The following is a 20,417-nucleotide window of genomic DNA, read 5'->3' on the forward strand; positions in this document are numbered from 1 at the left end:
ATGAACAACAACGCACCCGGCATCACGGGCCTCATCCTTGCAGGCGGGCGCGGCTCGCGCATGGGCGGCAGCGACAAAGGCCTGCAAAACTTCCACGGCCTGCCACTGGCTTTGCAAACCCTGATGCGCCTTCAGCTGCAAAGCCTGCCACTGCAAGAAGTGCTGATCAACGCCAACCGCAACCTGGCGGCCTACGAATCGCTGGGCGTGCCGGTTTGGCCTGACAGCATCGACGGCTTTGCAGGGCCTCTGGCAGGTTTTCAAACGGGTTTGGAGCGCTGCGAAACGCCGCTCATGCTCACGGTGCCCTGTGACACGCCCTTGTTTCCGCTCGATCTGGTGGAGCGCCTGGTCCACGCCATGAACGCCCAAGACGCCGATCTGGCCATGGCCGCCGCCCCCGAGGCCGATGGCACGGTGCGCCCTCAGCCGGTGTTTTGCCTGCTCAAAACCGATCTGCTCGAAAGTCTGGTCAAGTTCACCCAAGGCGGTGGCCGCAAGATCGACGCCTGGACCGCACAGCACCGCTGCGCCATCGTCCCGTTTGACCTGCCTGGCGACAGCCCACAGGCCTTTGCCAACGCCAATACACTGGCCGAACTGCAGCAACTCGAAGCCCTCTGAATCCCATGGCCACACAATGGCCGCGCCGACCATGACCATGCCCCTGCCCCCCGCACTGTCACCCACACCGTCACTCAGCGAAATCGCCGACCGCCTGCAAGGCTACGACCCGCAAGCCCTGTCGGCCCGCCATGTGAACGACTTTCTGGCCCAGCTGGTCCAGCCCCTGCGCGAACAAGAAACCGTGGCCTTGATGCAGGCCCATGGCCGCATCCTGGCGCAAGACGTGGTCTCACCCATCAGCGTGCCGCCCCATGACAACTCGGCCATGGACGGCTACGCCTTGCGCGGCGCAGAACTGCTGCCCGACCGTCCAACACCCCTCAACGTTGTAGGCACCGCGTTCGCCGGTGCTGCCTGGCAAGGCACGCTGAATGCGGGCGAGTGCGTGCGCATCATGACCGGGGCCATCATGCCCGCTGGACTGGACACCGTGGCGCCGCAAGAGCTGGTGAAGGTGGACGGCGACCAGGTGCAGATTCCGCCCGGCCTGCTGCAAACGGGCGACAACCGCCGCCTTTTGGGCGAGGACCTGATGGCTGGGCAACCCGCCCTGCGTGCGGGCACTCGCCTCGCGCCCGCTGCCTGCGGCTTGCTGGCCAGCCTGGGCTTGCCCAGTGTCAGCGTGTGGCGCAGACCCAAAGTGGCCTATTTTTCAACTGGCGACGAAATCCTGAGCCTGGGCGAAGCGCCCCGCGAAGGCGCGGTGTACGACAGCAACCGCTACACCGTGGCCGGCATGGTACAGGCGCTGGGCTGCGAGCTGATCGACATGGGCGTGGTGCGCGACGAGCCTGCCGCGCTGGAACAAGCTTTTGTGGATGCGGCTGCACAGGCCGACGCCATCATCACCAGCGGCGGCGTGAGCGTGGGCGAGGCCGACCACACCAAGGCCATGATGAAAAAACTGGGCGATGTGGCCTTTTGGCGCATCGCCATGCGCCCGGGCCGCCCCATGGCGGTGGGCCGCATCCAGCGTGGAAACCGCTCAGCGGTACTGTTTGGCCTGCCGGGCAATCCAGTGGCGGTGATGGTCACCTTTGCCGCCTTTGTGCGCCCTGCTCTGCAGCAGCTCATGGGCTGGCAAGCACCTGCCTTGCCCCTGCTCAAAGCCAAAAGCACCGAAGCACTGCGCAAGAAGCCCGGCCGCACCGAATACCAACGCGGCATCGTCAGCACCAACGCGGCGGGCGACTTGCAGGTCAGCATCACCGGCAACCAAGGCTCGGGCGTGCTCAGCTCCATGGTTCAAGCCAACGGCCTGATCGTGTTGGGCCACGCCCAAGGCAACGTGGCCGTGGGCGACGAGGTGGATGTGATGATGTTTGACGGGCACCTTTGAACCGGACGATGCGGCACACATGAAAAAAGCGGCCTTGGCCGCTTTTTTCATGACTCAAACGCCGCACAGCGCGTGCCGCGTCTGTGCGATCAATGCACAGGCACCTCAGGCGGTGCCTCATGCGCCACCGCCTTGTTCGGCCCTGGCACCGATTTGCGGGCCAGCAGCGAGTACATGGTGGGCACCACAAAGATGGCCAGCAAAGTGCCCAAGCTCATGCCACCCACAATCACCCAACCAATTTGCGTGCGGCTCTCCGCGCCCGCACCCGTGGCCAGGGCCAGAGGTACGGCCCCCAATACCATCGCCCCGGTGGTCATCAAAATGGGACGCAAGCGCTGGGCCGAAGCCTTGACCAAGGCCTCTTGCATCGCCATGCCCTGCTCGCGCAACTGGTTGGTGAATTCCACAATCAAAATGCCGTGTTTGGTGATCAAGCCCACCAGGGTGATCAAGCCAATTTGTGAGTACACGTTGAGTGACCCACCCGTGAACTTGAGCGCCAAGAGCGCCCCGATCATGGACAGCGGTACAGACAGCATGATCACAAACGGATCCACAAAGCTCTCAAACTGCGCCGCCAGCACCAAAAAGATGAAGAACAGTGCCAGCACAAAGACAATCACCAAAGCCCCCTGCGAGCTTTTGAATTCGCGCGAAGTGCCGTTCAGCTCGGTGGTGTAGCCGGGTTTGAGCACCTTGGCCGCGGTTTCATCCATGAACTTGATCGCTTCGCCTAAAGAATAGTCAGGCGACAAGTTGGCCGTGATCGACACCGACCGGCGTTGACCAAAGTGGTTCAACTCGCGCGGAGAGACACTTTCACGCACCTTGACCAGACTCGACAGCGGGACCATGGTGTCGTTGCGGCCGCGCACCTGGATCACGTCGATGTCATCGGGCGTGTTGCGGGCCGACGGCAAGGTTTGCACGATCACGTCGTACTGCTCGGCGTCGCGTTTGTAACGCGTCACCACCCGGCCCCCCAGCATGGTCTCGATGGTTTTGGCCACCACCTCGATGCTCACGCCCAACTCGGCGGCTTTCACGCGATCGACTTCGATGCGCAGCTCGGGCTTGTTCAAACGCAGGTCCACGTCGGGCGACAAGATGCCCGGGTTTTTGGCCACCTCGTCCATCAACTGGCGTGTCAGCTGATTCAAGTTCTGGTAGCTGTCCGAGGTCTGGATCACAAAGTTCAAAGGCCGCTCGCGAAAACCCTGCCCCAAAGAAGGCGGCGTGATCGGAAAGGCATTCACACCGGGCAAGCTGTTGAATTTCCCACCCAATTCACGCGCGATCTCCAGCGTGGTGCGTTGGCGCTCGTCCCAGTCCACCGCACGATAAACCACCGAACCTTGCCCAACCGTGGGGTTGCCGATGTTGGCAAAAATGCGGTCGAACTCGGGATAGGCCTGACCGAACTTCTCCAGCGAACGGGCATAGCGGTCGGTGTATTCCAGTGTGGAGCCATCGGGCGCGTTGACAGTGGCCAAAATCACGCCCCGGTCTTCCAGGGGTGCGAGTTCCTGCTTCATGGTGGGGTAAATGAAGGCAATGCCCACCCCTGAGCCCACCATCACCAACACCACCACCCAACGTGCGCGGGTCAAGATGAAGCCCAACAAACTTTCATACCCGTTGGACAAGGCCGTGAGCCTGCGCTCCATGAAACTGTCAAACCAGCTTGGATTAGGGTTATGGCGCAACAATTTGGCACTCAGCATGGGGGCCAGAGTCAAGGCCACAAAGCCCGACACAATCACCGCCCCTGCCAGGGCCAAGGCAAATTCACCAAACAACTTGCCCGTGCGCCCCGGCGTGAAGGCCAAGGGCGCAAACACGGCGGCCAGCGTCAAGGTCATGGCGATGACGGCAAAACTGATTTCCCGAACGCCCTTGATGGCCGCTGAAAACGGGTCCAAGCCCTCTTCAATGTGCCGGTAAATGTTTTCCAGCACCACAATGGCGTCGTCCACCACCAAACCAATGGCCAACACCAGCGCCAGCAGGGTCAGGGTGTTGATGGTGAAACCGGCCAAAGCCATCATGGCAAACGCCCCAATCAAGCTGACCGGGATGGTGATGATCGGGATGATCGAAGCCCGCAAGGTGCGCAAAAATACAAAAATCACCAAAGCCACCAAGACCACCGCCTCCACAATGGTCTGGAACACGTTCTTGATGGAGCGGTCGATGAAGACCGAGTTGTCGTTGGCCACATCGATCGAGATGTCGCCGGGCAAATCAGCCTGAAGGCGGGGAATCATTTCGCGCACGCCTTTGGACAAATCCAGCGGGTTGGCCGTGGCCTGGCGGATCACGCCGGCAGAAATCGCAGACCGGCCATTCAGGCGCACCACGCTGCGGTCGTTGGCGGCATCTTCCTTGATCTGGGCCACATCGCGCAGCTTGACCGGAAAACCATTCACGCTGCGGATCACGATGTCCCCAAACTGGCTGGGGCGGGTCAGGTCGGTTTGTGACGAGACACTGAATTCACGGTTGCTGGACTCGATGCGACCCGCAGGCAGTTCCAGATTGCTGCGCCGGATGGCGTCTTCCACGTCTTGCGGCGTGAGCTTATAAGACGACAAACGCGCATGGTCCAAGGACACCAGCATGGCGTATTTGCGCTCACCAAAAATACGCACATCGGCCACACCGGTCACGGTCTGCAGGCGCGGCTTGACCACGCGGTTGACCAGGTCGTTGATTTGCAGCGCATTGAGCGTGTCGCTGGAAAAAGCCAGCCAGATCACCGGAAAGGCATCGGCCTCGACCTTGGCAATGACGGGCTCTTCAATGGCCTGAGGCAAACGGTTGCGCACCCGCGACGTGCGGTCACGCACTTCGGCTGCGGCCGTGTCGGCGTCCTTTTCAAGGCGAAAGCGCACCGTGATTTGCGACTGCTCGGCGCGGCTGATGGAGGTGATGACATCCACCGCATCAATGCCCGCAATCGAGTCTTCCAAAGGTTTGGTGACCTGCGACTCGATCACCTCGGCCGAGGCCCCGACATAGCGGGTGGTTACGGTGACGGTGGGCTCGTCGATCTTGGGGTATTCGCGCAGAGACAAGCTTTTGAAGCTCACAGCGCCAATCAGCAAAATCAGCAAGGACATGACCACGGCCAGTACAGGCCGCCGAATGGAGACTTCAGCGAGCTGCATCGTTGCCCCTCAGGCAAGGGTTGGGGCCGGACACCGCCACATTTCGGGCTGCAGACTGACCCGGCTTGGCCGCAGCAGCGGGTCCAGCACTTTGCAAAGCTGCACCAGGTGCAGCTGAAGCTGCAGCGCCAGAAGCCGGTGCCCCTGCAGCGCCCCCTGCTGTTGCAGGGGCACCGTTGGCACCTCCAGGCGCACGGCCAGCGGCAGCACCCGCAGCCCCAGAAGGCCCAGCGCCAGCAGGCGGTTTGCCACCTCCGGGCTGCGACAAGTCGACCACGCGAACAGCTGTACCGTCTTTTTGCAATCGCTGGTGGCCTGCCGTGACCACGGTGTCACCTTCGGCCAAACCTTCCAAAACTTCGACTTTGCCCGGCAAACGCAAGCCCAGCTTCACCGCCACGCGCTCAGACATCAAGGTATCGGGCTTTTCGCCTGCCACCACCTTGACCACAAAGCTGCGTCCTCCCTGAGGGATGACCGCCTCTTCGGGAATCACCAAAGCGTTTTCACGCGAACCAAACACCGCATTGACCCGTGCAAACATGCCGGGACGCAAAGCCTGTTGGCGGTTGTCGATGCAGCCACGCACGCCGACCGACCGGCCATTGGCCTCAATCAAGGGGTCCACCGCCTGCACAATGGCCGTGAAGGGACGTCCGGGCAAAGCATCCACCGTCAGCTGGGCTGTTTGGCCCGCACGGATCTTGGCCTGAAAGCGCTCAGGCAATCGGAAATCCAGCAACACCGCATCCAGGTCCTCGATGTTGACCATGTCCGCGCCGTCTTTCAGGTAATCGCCCACATTGATTTGCTTGAGACCAGCGATGCCATCAAATGGTGCCAGCACCTTCAAACGCTGCAAGGTGGCATCGGCCAAAGACAGTTTGGCGCGAGCCACCTCCAGCGCCGCACCGCTTTCATCGAGCGATCGCTTGCTGATGAAGTTTTGCCCCACCAATTCTTGGTTGCGTTTGTGGTTGGCCTCGGCAATCGACAACTCGGCCCGGGCTTGCGACACCTGTGCCTGCTGCAGTTGGTCCTCAAACTGCACCAAAACCTGGCCCTTGCGCACACGCTGACCATCGTTGAAAAAAATCTGTTTGACACGACCGGCCACTTCGGGGCGCAGCATCACACCCTGACGGGAGCGCAAACTGCCCACCGCTTGGGTTTCGTCCACCAGGAGCTGGGTCTGAACTTTGGCCACTTCCACGGCAGGGGCACGGGCCGCGCCGGCTCCTGGACCTCCGGTGGCCGCCCCCGGCCCCGCCAACGGGGCCACAGGGCTGCTTGCAGCAGGCTTGTTTTGCCACCACCAAGCCGCACCAGACGCTACACAAACCCCGACGAGCGCCAGCAGGGCATATTTTTTCTTGTAAGCCATTCAGATTTCTCTCAGGTTGAATTCACCAAGACTGACAGAATGTAACAGCGGCACCCGCCCTGTCCAAGAGGTCGCGGTTCGGCTGAGGCTCAAGAAAATGGCTTTCTACACCAGCTAGGCCAACGCCAAAGGATTGGCCTCACCGGCCCAAGGCTTTGTCTACGCCGAGGTTGGCGAGTGCATCGGCCCTTTCATTGCCCGGATCGCCCGCATGCCCCTTGACCCAGCGCCAATCAATCCGGTGTCCCGCAGTGGACACGACTGTGTCCAATTTTTGCCACAGGTCGGCATTTTTGACCGGTTGCTTGGCGGCTGTGCGCCATCCCCGTGCTTTCCAGCCTTGAATCCACTCGGTGATGCCTTTGCGCACATATTCGCTGTCCAGGTACAAAGTGACTTGGCAAGGGCGTTTGAGTGCCAACAGGCCCTCAATGACAGCGGTCATCTCCATGCGGTTGTTGGTGGTATTAAGCTCACCACCAAACAACTCCTGCACATGCCGGCCAGCCTGCAAGCGTGCGCCCCAGCCACCCGGGCCAGGATTGCCCTTGCAGGCACCATCGGTATAAATTTCAACGTGGGTCAACACTGTCTTTCGCGGCCGCTTGACGGCCAATGGAGGTATCGGACCGGGCCACTGGCACAGTCGTTGCAGCGGGCGATCGTACCTTGCGCCAAGGGCGAGATTCCAGCAAACGGCCGCCATGGACACGTTTGGTGGCCATCAACAGGTAAACGCCCCCAAAAATGGGCCACCAACGCTCACCCACCCGGTCCATCCAGTCCATGCGCTGCATCCATCGCTCTTGACGCCAAGCCGGTGTCCAGCCTCCAAAACGGCTGACCTGAACCTCAAACCCCAACAAACGCAGCCAATCGCGCAACCGTCGGTAGGCGATCAAAGACTGGCCCAGGCCATGACCCACCCCCTGACGCCGCAAGGCACCTGACTGATGCCAACCCCACAAACTCAAGGGATTGAACCCCGTGATGAGCACATGCCCCTCAGGAATCAACACCCGCTCCACTTCGCGCAAGCAGGCGTGAGGATCGGCTGACCGCTCCAGAGCATGGGGCAAGACCACCAAATCCAGGCTGTCGGCCGACCAAGGCCAAGCGCGACTGTCCAGCCACACATCAGGGCCTTGGGCCAGGGTATCGGTGTTGTGATGAAATGCGGCTTGCGAGGACTCGAACTCGGCATGCGCCTGCCAACGGTGTGGCATTCGGTTGCCCCGCAAGGCTTGCAGGTCAGGCCATCCCAGCTGAACGGCGTGATAGCCAAAGACATCGGCCAAAAGTGCATCGGTTTGGGCCTGTTCCCAGGCCAACAAACGCGCGGCCACCGACGGCCCCAAACTGGACAACCAATCGGCATTTGAATGCTTGCTTTCTATAATCGGACTCTCCATGAAACTCATTGCATTGCCCGCTTTCACCGACAACTATATTTGGTTGTTACACACAGACCACCACGTTCTGGCTGTTGACCCAGGCGATGGTGCGGCTGTGCTGGACTGGCTGGCGGCACACCCCGGGCTGCAACTGGACACGATTTTAGTCACGCACCACCATGCCGACCACACCGGGGGCGTGGCCCAGCTGGTGGCCCAAACGGGTGCCCTGTGCAAAGGACCGGCCATGGAGCGCTTGCCTGTTGAAGCTCAGGGTCTGCAACAAGGCGATGCGTTGGACTGGCATGGCCTGAACTTCCAGGTGATCGATGTGCCCGGCCACACCCTGGGACACATCGCATTTTGGGCGCAACCGCCAGACCAAGACCCTGTGCTGTTTTGTGGCGACACCTTGTTTTCTGGCGGCTGTGGACGGCTGTTTGAAGGCACTCCCGCTCAAATGCTGCAGTCGCTGGACACCCTGGCCGCTTTGCCCTCTGCCACCCGGGTGTGTTGTGCCCACGAATACACCCTGTCCAACTTGAAATTTGCCTTGGCCGTGGAGCCTCACAACACCGACTTGCAGCAATACGTGCAGCGGTGCACCCAACTGCGCCAGCAAGATCTGCCAACTTTGCCATCACACCTGCACACAGAGCGAGCCATCAACCCCTTCCTGCGCAGCCGCGCACCTGATGTGGTCACGGCAGTGCAACAACATGCGCCTCACGCGGTGGACGACATCGCCATTTTTGCGGCCCTTCGTCAATGGAAAAACGACTTCCGATGAACCTCCTCCTATCGCCCCTGAAGGCCCTGGGCCGCCCCGCTGGGGCCTTGATTTTGGGCTTGAGCTTGCTGCTGGCGGGCTGCGCCACCCCCTCGTCAGGCCCCAGATCGAGCTTTCCCAGCGCAACACCTTCGTCACCCTCGACCTCACCCGTCAAACAAGACGCGGCAAATGCCTCCCTCAACGCACCACCCGTGGTGTCGATTGCCCCAGCAGAGCCTGACCGTGCCGTGGTGCTCAAGCCCCAATCACAAATTGGCCTTCAAGCCCCACCCGTTGACGTCTGGGAACGCATTCGCCGTGGTTTTGCCATGCCCGACCTCGACAACGAACTCGTGCGCAACCGCGAACAGTGGTATGCCAGTCGCCCCGACTACATCTTGCGCATGACCGAACGCTCACGCCCCTACCTGTTCCACATCGTGGAGGAACTGGAGCGGCGCAACATGCCCACCGAACTGGCCCTGTTGCCCTTCATTGAATCGGCCTTCAACCCCCAGGCCGTCTCGAGCGCCAAAGCCGCAGGCATGTGGCAGTTCATGCCCGCCACGGGCAAGTACTTTGACCTCAAGCAAAACCTGTTCAGGGATGAGCGTCGCGACGTGCTGGAATCCACCCGTGCGGCCCTCGACTACCTGCAAAAGCTCTACACCCTGTTTGGCGACTGGCATTTGGCTTTGGCCGCTTATAACTGGGGTGAAGGCAGTGTGGGCCGTGCCTTGGCACGCAACCGGGCCCAAGGCAAACCGCTGAGCTACAGCGATCTGAACATGCCCAACGAAACCCGTTATTACGTGCCCAAATTGCAGGCCGTCAAAAACATCGTGGCCCAGCCCGAGGCCTTCAGCACCCAGTTGCCCCTGATCCAGAACCACCCCTTCTTCAAGAGTGTGCCCATTGACCGCGATATCGATGTCGAGGTGGCCGCCAAATTGGCAGGTGTTTCCTTGGAGGACTTCAAAGCCCTCAACCCCGCCATGAGCCGACCGGTGATCCTGGCCGCAGGCACACCCCAAATTTTGCTGCCATGGGACAACGCCACCATCTTTGAGACCAACCTGCAATCACACGCCAACCGCCGACTGTCCACCTGGACCGCATGGCAAGCCCCACGCACCATGAAGGCCGAAGAAGTGGCCACTCAGCTGGGCCTGTCCGCCGAGCAATTGCGCTCGGTCAATGGCATACCACCGCGCATGCTGGTCAAAGCCGGCTCCACCCTGCTGGTACCGCGCCAGGGGAAACTGGACAACGATGTCACCGAACATCTGGCCGACAACGCCCACTTGGCCCTGGCCCCCGAAGTGGTGCTGAGAAAAATCCAGGTCAAAGCCAGAAAAGGCGACTCTTTGGCCAGCCTCGCGGCCAGACACGGTGTCAGCGCCGCCAACGTGGCCGAATGGAACCGGCTCAAACCCCAGGTCAGTCTCAGCAACGGTCAAACACTGACCCTGTTGGTGCCCTCACAAGCGCCACGAAGGGTAGAAAAATCAAGCGCACGAAGTCGACAAACTGGTCCCAAAAAAGGCACAGCGACTGCAAGAAAGTCCCAACGCTGAGACCCCGTCTCCTGTGACACCCCTCATGCAGAAAACCGCACCCGCGATTTAAGGGCAAAGGCGTTGGTGTAAGTTTTTTCAGGCACCACCCGGGCCAAGGCCGAGCCATTGGGCAAACGAGAGTGCGCCCGCCAAGCGTTCATCACCTCCTCGCTGCGCAAGATGCCATCGACCGCATAGGACTCGCGCAGCTTCTCAAAAGCGCTCAAATAAATGGCCCGATCGCCCAACCAATGACCCGCAGGCACGGCCTTCAAGACATCGGTCAAACCCGCAGTCTGCAACCATTTCAAAGCATGGACCACTGCATCACTCAAGGCCTGAACGCGCTCGGGTTGGCGCTGTAGAAAATCTGCCGTGGTCATCAAGCAAGCCCCGGGCACCATGCCCCCAAAAAGCTTGCGGGTCGCGGCCAGACTGCGGGCCTCGAACACCACTCGAACTTCGTTTTTTTGCTCCAACCAATGCATCACCGGATCGGGTTGACACAGGGCATCAATGGCGCCGCTGCGCAAAAACTCCACCACCTGAGGAGCCGACCCCACCGGGACAAACACCACGTCTTCGGGCAACAAACCATGGTTCATGAGCCAATGGCAGGTCATCCAGTAGGTGGCCGAATCCAGAGACGAGACCCCCACACGCAGGCCCCTCAGATCCATCACCGAACGCCAAACCAATCCCGGCCGTGTGCTCACCCCCAAACTCAGCTGAGGTGTTCGCCCCGTTTGCACAAAGGCCTGAAACCCCTGCACTTTTTGCTGCAAGAAAAACAAATGCTCAAACGATCCGGACAGCACATCGGCTTGACCCTGCAACACACTGCTGGCCGCCTTGGCTCCGGACTCATGAACGCTCCACTCCACCGCCACACCCGCCTGCTTGAAATAGCCCAATTGGTCTGCCAAGGTCAAGGGCAAGTGGTAGAGGCTTTGCCCTGCTGCCAAGGCAATTTTGACCCGAGGCAAAAAACGTCCGGGCTCCACATTGGCGGACAAGGCAGCCGGCGCACAGGCCAGCCAAGCCATGGCGCTTGACAGAAACGAACGACGACCCCAGACCGCCTTGGACACAGGCCAGCTCCCTTGAAAACATGCAATGCCCCAAGCTTAAGCAAAGCCCTGTTGACGCGCATCGGGAATGATCCCAAGCGGGTTTTCACGTACGCAAAATCAGCGGCGGTCCACCAAAGCATGGGCAATCGTGCCCAGGTCCACATACTCCAACTCGCTGCCCGCTGGCACGCCCCGGGCCAAGCGCGTGACCTTCAAGCCTTGCTGGCGAATCATCTGCGAAATCACATGGGCCGTGGCTTCGCCTTCAGCCGTGAAGTTGGTGGCCAAAATCACCTCGGTCAAGACCCCGTCGGCCACCCGTTGCTTGAGCTTGGACAAGCCGATGTCGTGCGGGCCAATGCCGTCCAAGGGGCTGAGCTTGCCCATCAACACAAAATACAAACCCCGGTAAGTGCCCGTGCGCTCGATGGCCGACTGATCGGCCGGTGTCTCGATCACGCACAGCAGTGTCCGGTCGCGCGAAGCGTCCAGACAGGTATCGCACAACTCGGCTTCGGTGAAGGTGTGGCAACACGCACAGTGGCGCACGTTTTCAACGGCATGCTGCAAAGCCGCGGCCAAGTGGCGGGCTGTGGCCCGGTCGTTTTGCAGCAGCTGAAAGGCCATGCGCTGGGCCGACTTGATGCCCACCCCCGGCAAGCCCTTGAGGGCTTGAACCAAGGTGGCAAGGGCGTGGGTATCGGCCATGCGGTCGTGTCAATCGGTCAGAAAGGCATTTTCATGCCGGGCGGCAAACCGGCTGTCAATTTGCCCATTTTTTGTTGCGAGACCTCTTCGGCCTGACGCACCGCATCATTAAAAGCAGCGGCCACCAAATCTTCCAGCATGTCTTTGTCATCGGCCAGCAAACTGGGGTCGATCGTCACGCGGCGCACGCTGTGCTTGCAGGTCATCAGCACCTTGACCATGCCCGAGCCCGACTGGCCTTCCACCTCGACAAACGCCAATTCGTCCTGGGCCTTTTTCAGGTTGTCCTGCATGGCCTGCGCCTGTTTCATCAAGCCGGCAAGTTGTCCTTTGTTGAACATGGTGATTCCTTTGAATGGGGGGAGTTGAACAGAAAAAGAAAAGTCAAATCAGCTGAATGCTGCCAGGCACAATTTTCGCGCCAAAGTCACGCACCATGGCCTGCACCAGGGGGTCGTTTTGAATCAGGTCTTGCGCAGCCAGCATTTTTTCGGCCGCCAAAATGGCCAAACGTCGGGCTGGAGTGTCGCTGACCGGTCCGATCTCGACCCCAAGCTGCACATCGCCATGGCCTGCCGCCTGCAAAGCCAACTGCAAACGCTCCTTGCTCACCGCATGGTTCAGCATCTCGTTCTCGACGCGCAATTGCCACCGATCCTGCGTGCGCGACATCAGCTGCGACTGCAAGGCCAGCTCACGCACCAAGGCGGTGATCGCCTCTTGGGCCATCAGGCCCTGCACCACGGCCAGCCACACATCGCCCTCGGGCGTGGGCTGCACCGCCAGCGGTGTCGGCACATCGGCACGGCCCGCCACAGCCGCCATGTCACGCACCGGCAATGACCGCAGACCCGAAACGGGTCTTTGAGCCTGTTCAGCCGCCATCGCGGAGGCCCCTGGCGGTTCATGGCTCAGGCGGTCATCGTGGGCACCGTGCCACTCATCCCAGGGCGGAGACTCATCCTGAGCGTCCTCAGCGTCCTGAGCCATCGCATCCACAGCGTCTTGATAGGCCACGGCAGGGGCCACCGGCTTGACCACCGGATGGGCAACGGGGTGGGGCAGTACAGGCGCTGGCACTGCTGGCACAGGCTCAGGGCGTGCCACCGAAACCGGGGGCGACGCTGTGATTGTTGTCGGAGCGACTGGGGTAACAGGCGTTAAGGCAGGCGTGAATGAAGCCAGTGGGACTGGTGAGGCGAGCGCAGGCACGGGAGCCACGGCAGCTGAAGACGCTGAAGGCGCTGAAGACGCTGCAGGTGCCAAAGCCTTCACCTCGCCCGCAGGACTGGCCAACTCGGGCGCAGCAGACCCCACTGGGGCAGAAACAGGCACAGCGCTCGCCGCCGAAGACCCAGGCAGCGAGACTGCTTGGGGCGCGATCAGACGGGTGTCTTGGGGCTCAATGGCCGGGCGGGGGGGAATTCGTGGGCTTTTTTTTTCAGCCAAACCCGAAGCCGGTTTGAACGCCAACAAACGCAACAGCACCATGGTCAGCGCCGCATACTCGTCCGGGGCCAAGCCCAGCTCGGTGCGCCCATGCAAACACAGGCTGTAAAGCAATTGGGTTTCTTCGGCAGGCATCGCCATGGCCAGCTCGGCCAAACCTTGGGTGTCCGGATCTTCCCCATCGTGCGCCATGCTCGGCACCATCTGCATCACGGCCATGCGTTGCAGCAGCATGGCCATGTCTTCCAGGGTGGCGGCCGCAGACACGCCTTGCAGCCGCAAAGCGTCCACCTGGGTGACCACCGTGGCCCCGTCACCCACCGTCAAAGCGCGAATCAAGTTCAACACATGGCTGCGGTCCACACTGCCCAGCATCTGGCGCACACCGGCCTCTTGCACCAAGCCATTGCCAAAGGCAATCGCCTGATCGGTCAAGCTCAAAGCATCGCGCATGGAGCCGCGTGCTGCCCGCGCCAACAAACGCAAGGCCAAAGGCTCGGCCGTCAAGTGCTCGGCGCTGAGCACACGCGTCAAGTGTTCAAACACCGTCTCGGGCGCCATGGGCCGCAGGTTGAACTGCAAGCAACGTGACAACACCGTCACAGGCACCTTTTGCGGATCGGTGGTGGCCAAGACAAATTTCAGGTATTCGGGCGGCTCTTCCAGCGTCTTCAACATCGCGTTGAAGGCCGTGTTGGTCAGCATGTGCACCTCGTCGATCATGAAGACCTTGAAGCGCCCCTGCACCGGCTTGTAAACCGCTTGCTCGAGCAAACTCTGCACCTCGTCCACCCCCCGGTTCGAGGCGGCGTCCAACTCGGTGTAATCGACAAAACGACCGGCATCAATGTCGCGGCAGGCCTGACAGACACCGCAAGGCTCGGCCGTGATGCCCCCCTGCCCGTCCACGCCCTGACAATTCAAGGACTTGGCCAAAATGCGCGACACCGTGGTCTTGCCCACGCCCCGTGTGCCCGTGAACAGGTAGGCATGGTGCAAGCGCTGTTGCACCAAAGCGTTGGTCAAAGCTTGAACAACATGCTCTTGCCCCACCATTTCGGTGAAATTGCGGGGGCGGTATTTGCGCGCGAGAACAAGATAGGACATGGGGCTTGATTCTATCGGCCCCAAGCGCGCGACCCACACCGTGCAAAAAACAAGGCCACCTGACGCCCGACCCGCCCAAGCTCGCCTACAATCAACCCCGACGGGCCTTCCCGCATGGTGAAGCGGCCAACCGGGTCAGGTGGGGAACCAAGCAGCCCTAACTGTGAATCCAGTGCCGGGGTCAAGGCTCGTCACCTTCTTCTTTTCAATCTGTCGTCCCAGTCGCAGCAAGGTGTTGCATGACAGATACATCCCCACAAAACCCCTGCGTTGCGACGAGTTTTAGCAAACCACGTCCCATCGCCCCGAGGGCGGGGCTCCCACAAAATGCCTCGCCCTATTGATCCGGCCCGATGAAGTTTGCATGAACGCTTTCTTTGTGGGAGCGGCGCCCTCGCCGCGATAGAGCCTCGTAGACCACCACCCATCGCCCCGAGGGCGGGGCTCCCACAAAGCCCCCATCGTTGATCACTGTCCCCAAGGCAAGCCTTCCACTTCAAACTTCTCAGGGCCGGATCAATAAGGGCGAGGCTGCCAGAAAACGCCACACTCAAGGACTTCAATGCCATGTGCTGAAACAAAGTCATCCACATTTTTGAACTTTGAAAACCCTTGCTTACCCCATTGAGTTTTTTAAATATTTGAATACTTTAAAATTGATTTAATATTTTTTTAAATTATTTCAAATAAACCAAATTCAGCTTTCAAAAAACTCGGGTTTTCAAATCAACGGAATCAAAACCAGTTCTGCACAAAGTTATCCACAGGCTTGCTTCCAATCCAGTGTTCCTCAATGGCTGTAAACCAGGCGCAGCAGCAAGCGGCTGGGGGAGGCTTGAGGGGTGGACAGTTGGCGGCTGGCCAGCGCATCCAGGCCCAGGCTGTCGTTGATTTTGACTTGCACGCCCATGCCGGCCGAACGCAAACGGTCGTCTGCCACACGCGTGGGGTCTTGGGCCAGACCTGCATCCCAAAACACATAGGCCTCACCCGATTCGCCACCCCAATCGCGCAAGCTGCGGCGCATTTCCAATTGGGTCGCAGCGCCCCGGTCACCGCTGCCAGCGCCCAAACTGAAACCTCGCACCGAGTCCTGGCCGCCCAAATAAAAGCGGTCCATCGAACTCAGCTCGCCGCTGGGCTTCAAGCGCAGCAGCCCAGCAGCCTTCACACTCCACAAGCCCGCCTCGTCCAGAGCATGACGCCATTGGCCGGTGAACTCGGCATAACGGTAGTTTTGGGTCTCCGAGGCCACATGGAAGGTGCCGCGCAAACCGCCTTTTTGGCGCGGGGTGTCGTACTCGACCGTGCCCAACCAAGACAGTTTGCGGCTTTGCCGATCAAGCAAGGGCACATCGCTGGTGTCCAGGAAAGTTTGGGACCGATGCTTGGACACACCGAGGGTGGTGCCCGCCAGCCAAGGCGCGGCCAACACCCAAGCCCGTGAGACATCCCAGGTCAAGGCGGCCGATTCGCCACGGATGGCCAAATCTGACGAGTCCTTGCCTTTGACCACGCTTTCAGAGCGTGCCAATGAGCCGCTCAAGGTGGTGCGCCAGCCCCCCGTGCCCAGCGGAAAACTCATGGACCCGGTGCCGGTTTTGCCAGCACTCGTGGCCAAGATGGACAGGTCCTGTCGCCCGCCGTAAATGGTGAAGGGCACCACACGCAAACCTGCGGCCAACTGCACCGGCGAGGTGCTGGCCGTGGACCGCTCCACAAAGGCCCACGTCTGCACCCGCTTGCCTTCGTTGACTGCCACGCTCAAATCGGTTTGTCCAAATGCGGCCCCCGCCACCATGTCGGCCGTCGCCGAAAAATCGCTCGCCGTGTTGAACAGCACCAAACGTTCGCGCAAAGCTTCTTGCGTCAACACCGCATTGCGCTCCAGATCAAACCAACGCTTGACCCAGTCCGCTTGCGCCATGCCCGGCTCGGCCACCTTGACCTCGCCCAGACGCCCTTCAACCAACAAAATCCGCAGCACCCCGGTCTGCAAGTCATGCTTGGGCAAAACCGGCACGCCGGTCAGGATGCCCTTGTTCTGGTAGAGCTGCGACACGTCATCGAGCAAAGCCTGAATCTGGCCTGCACCCAAACGCCGCCCCACATAACGCTCGCCCAGCTCCTTCAATTCTTCGGGGGTCAAGAGCTGGGTTTTGGAAAACTGAATCTCGTTGATGAGCACCACCACATCAGACGCTGGGGCGCTCGGCCGAGGCGCTGCCAACGGTGCGGTGGGCGGGGGTTTTTTGGCCGAAGCCGCTTCCTCCATGCGTTTCAAATGGTCTTGCATCAGCAAGTTGGTGGTGTCGCTCAGCGGGTTCAGGATTTGGGCATGGGCCTGGGCGTGCAGCAAACAACCCGCGCCCACGGCCAGCGCAGTGAGCCAAACAGGATACGACCGTTTCAGCCCAGCACATGAGGGCACAACACACGGTGCAAAAGCGCCAGAAGACAGCAACTGGAAAGTCATCACATTCATCCTCAAGGGGGTATTCGGTCAAAAAAAACGACCACGGTGATCCGTTTCAACTCGGTCTCGCCCGAGGCCGTCCACAGGGGGGCAAAGGTCACCAGGTCATCGCTGCGGCGCACCCGGTTCAAATTGGCAGCGGGCCCGTCCGAGCCATCGATCGCGGCGGCCAAACGGCGTGCGGCCACGATGGGCACATCGGTCAACAGCAGCGCGTTGAAGCGGTCTTCGGAGTTGTTGAGGGTGGGGTTGATGTTAAAAACCCCCAAAAACGCAAACCCGCCCACGCCGTGGGCACTGGCCTTGCGGTTGGGTTCGCCCGCAGGCATTTGCCCACCCCATTTGAGTTCGTTGAAGGCCACATTGAACTGGGTGTAGGGGGCCAGCGTCGATGCCGGGCACAACAAACCCAGCGAATAGGTGGTGCTCACGCTGGCCGCAGCCGTCAACTCGGTCGGAATGCCGTAGTCGTAGGCATCGGCATTGAGGGCGCTGACGGTGACCAAAGGTGCATCCATCAAGCCATCGCGGTTGCAGTCACCCGGAAAGCGGCCAAACGTGGTTTTGTATGCGTTCAAATGGGCTTGCAGCACACGCACATGGTTGACAAACTGGACTTGACGGTACTGCTCCACCATCTCTTGGGACTTGAAAGCAATGGTCGTCAACACCCCCAACAAGGCCAACACCACGGCCACCTCCAACAGCGTAAAGCCCCGCTGTTGCCAGCGGGGCCGCCTTGGGGTGGGCATCCTGACGCACACAGGCACGCAAAAAGGCTCGCTCATCCGTTGTCCTTTTGCAGGCGGTTTTGCACCCAAGTTCGTTGCGTCGCCATGTCCGGCCTGTTCACACTCAAGTCCAAAAAGCGGCTGTAGGCCTTGCGGGCCTCGGCTTTTTGCCCCAGCGCTTGGTAGGAATGGCCTTGGTTGAGCCACAACTCGGGCGACAAGGGCAGCAACTGCTGCGCCTTGTCCAGCACCTGAATGGCGCGGGCATGGTCACCACGCTCTTGCAAAGCCACCGACAAATACAAGGCGGCCGTGGGGTGCCTTGGGTTGAGCGTTTGTGCTTTGCCCAAAGCGGTGATGGCCGGCTCCCAACGGCTCAGGCCCATCAAGGCCACCCCCGTCAAGTACTGGGTGCGCCAGTTTTCGCCAATGTACTTTTCCAGCTTGGTCACCCCCTCCAAGGCCCCTTGGTGGTCCCCGCGTGCCAGGCTTTTTTCGACCGACTGAAAATCCACATCGATGGCTTTGGCCGCCGTAGACACCGGACCCGAAGCAGGCAAACGCTCGGCCTCGGTTCGGGTCAACTGGGGTGCATCTGCGGCGGTATCAGCCACGGCGGCTTTGGCGTTTGAGGCGCTGGCCCCGGCTGCCGAGTGGGTCACCACCACCGAAGGTTTCATATGGGCCGCAGACGCCAAATCCGCCGGGTTCAGATTGACAGAGGGCGCTTTGTTTTGGCCACTGGCGGTGTTGACACTGGGGGTGTTTGTACCCGGGTTGTTGTTGAGGTTGTTGGTGCTGGGGTTTTGGCCGATGCTTTTACCTGGCAAAGGTGCAGGGCTCGAAGCGGGCAAAGGCACCGACACGGGCGCGGCCGACACTGCAGGCGTTGGCGTGGTCATGCGCGGCGCGGCGCTGCTCGAAGGTGCGGGCAAAACAGCCGGTGCGGGTGCAGGTGCAGGCAAAGGTGCAGGTGCAGGTGCAGGTGCAGGAGAAACAGTCGGCGCAGCCACCGCCGCGCCCTCACGCGGTGTCGCTGCCAGGCCCAGGGCTTGCTGCCACTGCGCCCAGGTGTTCACGGCCACTGGCACCGACAAGCCCTGCGACAAACTCTGACGGGCTCGCTCCACATCGCCCGGCGCAGGCACAGCCAACACCACCCACAGCTTGACCGCCCCGGTTTGACGGGCCAGCACCACCACCGGCATCTCGCGTGACCAGCGTGTGTACAAATTGGATGCCTGCACCAGGTTTTGCTGATCGCCCAGCAGCAGCAAGGCGGTTTGCGGACTTTCGGTCTGCAAACCCATCAACCACAGGCTAGCGCCCTTATCCCACACACCCCAGTCCCATTGGCGCTCACCGGCACGGTACCAAGCAGGCCAGCCGGGGTTTGAACTGGGCACAGCCCCATTCACAGCCCCTGCATTGGGCGCAGCAATCTGCGGCAGCCCCTGTGCCAAGGTTTGGGGTTGGGTAGGCGGCAGGAACGACGGCTCAGCCGCAGCAGATCGGGCCGCGCCTTCACCCGATGCCCCCCAGGGCAGCCACCGCGACAAGCTTTGGGGCTTGGACGACAGCATGCCCGCCATGATCACCCAAGAGCCCACCAAAGCGATGCTCAACACCACCAAGGCCACCGGCATCCACACCGACCTTTTGGGGGGCACATATTCCCCCGGATAAGCCATTTCAGACAGCCTCGCATCGTGGGCCTGAGCGGCGCTGTGCCGCTGCTGGTCGATTTGCCGAAGGGCTTTGTCCAAGGCGCTCATGACCAGGCTTTCGAAAACTCTTGGCATGCCTGCCGGGCCTGTGACAAACCCACTTTTTGCCGCTTGTCGGCAAAAGTCAGCAGCAAGGCTTTTTCGCACGCATAGTTGATGCGCCGTGGCACCCCCCCGGTGCGCCGATGCAAATGCCACAAAGCCAAGGTGGTGAACTCAAAACGCCCCTGGCTGTGTGTCAAGCGAATGCGGTGGGCAATGTAGGCGTCCATCTCATCGCGGCTCAAGGGCGACAACTTCAGCCACACCCCAATGCGCTCGCGCAATGGCCGCATGGCCCGCAACAACAAAGTCCGCTCCAGCTCAGGCTGGCCCACCAAAATCAAACTGATCAACTTGTGCTTTTCGGTTTCAAGGTTAGACAACAAACGCAGCATCTCCAGCGCCTCGGGGTGCAAGCGGTGCGCCTCGTCGACGATCACCGCATAACGCAAACCCTTGAGGGTGCCCACCATCACCGTTTGCAGCAAGGCCTCGTGCACCTGCGACAGCGACATCTCGGCCGCCGAGGGCGTGTCCGAAAAGCGGGTGTAGATGTCGCGCAAGAGGTCGTGGTGGTCGATGAAGGGGTTGATCAAATAAGCCACCCGCACCTCCGGTGGCAATTGCCGCAGCACCGTGCGCACCACCAAGGTCTTGCCCAGACCAATTTCACCGGTCAACACCGCCATGGTGCCGCTGGTGCAGGCATAGCGAATTTGGTTGCACGCCGTCACATGCTGGCTGTCCGGAAAAAACAGCTCGGTGTCGGGCGTGATCGAGAACGGCACGCCCTCGAAACCCAAAAATCGGTAACAAGGCTCCAGAGGATTGGACGGCACAGCGTTCTCCATTTCCA

16 protein-coding genes and 1 other RNA gene are annotated in these 20,417 nt (G+C 60.7%); 5 read left to right on the forward strand and 12 right to left on the reverse strand.

The features are described from left to right. Together mobA and glp are read left to right on the forward strand one after the other, a co-directional pair. A complete protein-coding gene (mobA, locus tag AMM41_RS05270; RefSeq protein ID WP_089953975.1) occupies positions 1-624 on the forward strand; it encodes a molybdenum cofactor guanylyltransferase MobA in 624 nt (207 codons plus the stop codon). A gap of 16 nt (positions 625-640) precedes the next feature. Continuing rightward, positions 641-1,966, forward strand: coding sequence for a molybdopterin molybdotransferase MoeA (gene glp / locus AMM41_RS05275; protein ID WP_228769109.1), 1,326 nt, complete (start codon positions 641-643; stop codon positions 1,964-1,966). An 89-nt stretch (positions 1,967-2,055) separates the two neighbouring features. On the opposite strand, the gene AMM41_RS05280 is transcribed toward glp, so the two are convergent. The 4 genes from AMM41_RS05280 to AMM41_RS05295 all read right to left on the reverse strand — a co-directional run bounded on the left by AMM41_RS05280 (position 2,056) and on the right by AMM41_RS05295 (position 7,935). After that, positions 2,056-5,139: an efflux RND transporter permease subunit gene (locus AMM41_RS05280; RefSeq protein WP_089953981.1), complete on the reverse strand. Its 3,084-nt coding sequence runs from the start codon at positions 5,137-5,139 to the stop codon at positions 2,056-2,058. Next, entirely contained in the window at positions 5,126-6,523 is a 1,398-nt protein-coding gene (locus AMM41_RS05285; RefSeq protein WP_089953986.1) for an efflux RND transporter periplasmic adaptor subunit, read from the reverse strand. The genes AMM41_RS05280 and AMM41_RS05285 overlap by 14 nt, the downstream gene beginning before the upstream one ends. A gap of 139 nt (positions 6,524-6,662) precedes the next feature. Next, positions 6,663-7,109 carry a ribonuclease HI gene (gene rnhA / locus AMM41_RS05290; RefSeq protein WP_089955233.1) on the reverse strand — a complete coding sequence of 149 codons (447 nt, stop codon included), beginning with the start codon at positions 7,107-7,109 and terminating at the stop codon, positions 6,663-6,665. Beyond that, positions 7,096-7,935, reverse strand: coding sequence for a class I SAM-dependent methyltransferase (locus AMM41_RS05295; RefSeq protein ID WP_089953990.1), 840 nt, complete (start codon positions 7,933-7,935; stop codon positions 7,096-7,098). The genes rnhA and AMM41_RS05295 overlap by 14 nt, the downstream gene beginning before the upstream one ends. Between AMM41_RS05295 and gloB the strand changes: the two genes are divergently transcribed. Together gloB and AMM41_RS05305 are read left to right on the forward strand one after the other, a co-directional pair. Further along, positions 7,934-8,707, forward strand: a complete 774-nt coding sequence (gloB, locus tag AMM41_RS05300) for a hydroxyacylglutathione hydrolase (protein ID WP_089953993.1) — start codon at positions 7,934-7,936, stop codon at positions 8,705-8,707. The two genes, AMM41_RS05295 and gloB, sit on opposite strands and share 2 nt — an antisense overlap. After that, positions 8,704-10,266 carry a transglycosylase SLT domain-containing protein gene (locus AMM41_RS05305; protein WP_089953997.1) on the forward strand — a complete coding sequence of 521 codons (1,563 nt, stop codon included), beginning with the start codon at positions 8,704-8,706 and terminating at the stop codon, positions 10,264-10,266. Before gloB ends, AMM41_RS05305 begins: the two co-directional genes overlap by 4 nt. Before the next feature lie 23 nt (positions 10,267-10,289). On the opposite strand, the gene AMM41_RS05310 is transcribed toward AMM41_RS05305, so the two are convergent. The 4 genes from AMM41_RS05310 to dnaX form a co-directional block, all read right to left on the reverse strand. After that, a complete protein-coding gene (locus tag AMM41_RS05310) occupies positions 10,290-11,339 on the reverse strand; it encodes an ABC transporter substrate-binding protein (RefSeq protein WP_228769110.1) in 1,050 nt (349 codons plus the stop codon). Positions 11,340-11,438: 99 nt separating this feature from the next. Then, complete coding sequence (recR, locus tag AMM41_RS05315; RefSeq protein ID WP_089954004.1) at positions 11,439-12,029, reverse strand: recombination mediator RecR; 591 nt, start codon at positions 12,027-12,029, stop codon at positions 11,439-11,441. Positions 12,030-12,046: 17 nt separating this feature from the next. Continuing rightward, on the reverse strand, positions 12,047-12,370 hold the full coding sequence (locus AMM41_RS05320; protein ID WP_089954010.1) for a YbaB/EbfC family nucleoid-associated protein: 324 nt from the start codon (positions 12,368-12,370) through the stop codon (positions 12,047-12,049). Positions 12,371-12,413: 43 nt separating this feature from the next. Beyond that, positions 12,414-14,585 carry a DNA polymerase III subunit gamma/tau gene (gene dnaX / locus AMM41_RS05325; protein ID WP_089954013.1) on the reverse strand — a complete coding sequence of 724 codons (2,172 nt, stop codon included), beginning with the start codon at positions 14,583-14,585 and terminating at the stop codon, positions 12,414-12,416. 99 nt (positions 14,586-14,684) lie between these two features. On the opposite strand from dnaX, the gene ffs reads away from it, so the two are divergent. Continuing rightward, positions 14,685-14,781: signal recognition particle sRNA small type (gene ffs / locus AMM41_RS05330), an RNA gene on the forward strand. Positions 14,782-15,375: 594 nt separating this feature from the next. Here the strand turns inward: ffs and AMM41_RS05335 are convergent. From AMM41_RS05335 to AMM41_RS05360, 4 genes are read right to left on the reverse strand one after another with little or no spacing between them, the layout of a single operon-like run. Beyond that, on the reverse strand, positions 15,376-17,061 hold the full coding sequence (locus AMM41_RS05335; RefSeq protein ID WP_194944621.1) for a ShlB/FhaC/HecB family hemolysin secretion/activation protein: 1,686 nt from the start codon (positions 17,059-17,061) through the stop codon (positions 15,376-15,378). 11 nt (positions 17,062-17,072) lie between these two features. Next, positions 17,073-17,849, reverse strand: a complete 777-nt coding sequence (locus tag AMM41_RS05340; RefSeq protein WP_089954022.1) for a type II secretion system protein — start codon at positions 17,847-17,849, stop codon at positions 17,073-17,075. Beyond that, entirely contained in the window at positions 17,846-19,567 is a 1,722-nt protein-coding gene (locus AMM41_RS21770) for a tetratricopeptide repeat protein (protein ID WP_194944622.1), read from the reverse strand. The genes AMM41_RS05340 and AMM41_RS21770 overlap by 4 nt, the downstream gene beginning before the upstream one ends. After that, positions 19,564-20,412, reverse strand: coding sequence for an ExeA family protein (locus AMM41_RS05360; protein WP_194944623.1), 849 nt, complete (start codon positions 20,410-20,412; stop codon positions 19,564-19,566). Before AMM41_RS05360 ends, AMM41_RS21770 begins: the two co-directional genes overlap by 4 nt. Positions 20,413-20,417: the final 5 nt, after the last annotated feature.

It is taken from the genome of Limnohabitans sp. 2KL-3, from assembly GCF_001269405.1.
Taxonomy (GTDB): domain Bacteria; phylum Pseudomonadota; class Gammaproteobacteria; order Burkholderiales; family Burkholderiaceae_C; genus Limnohabitans_A.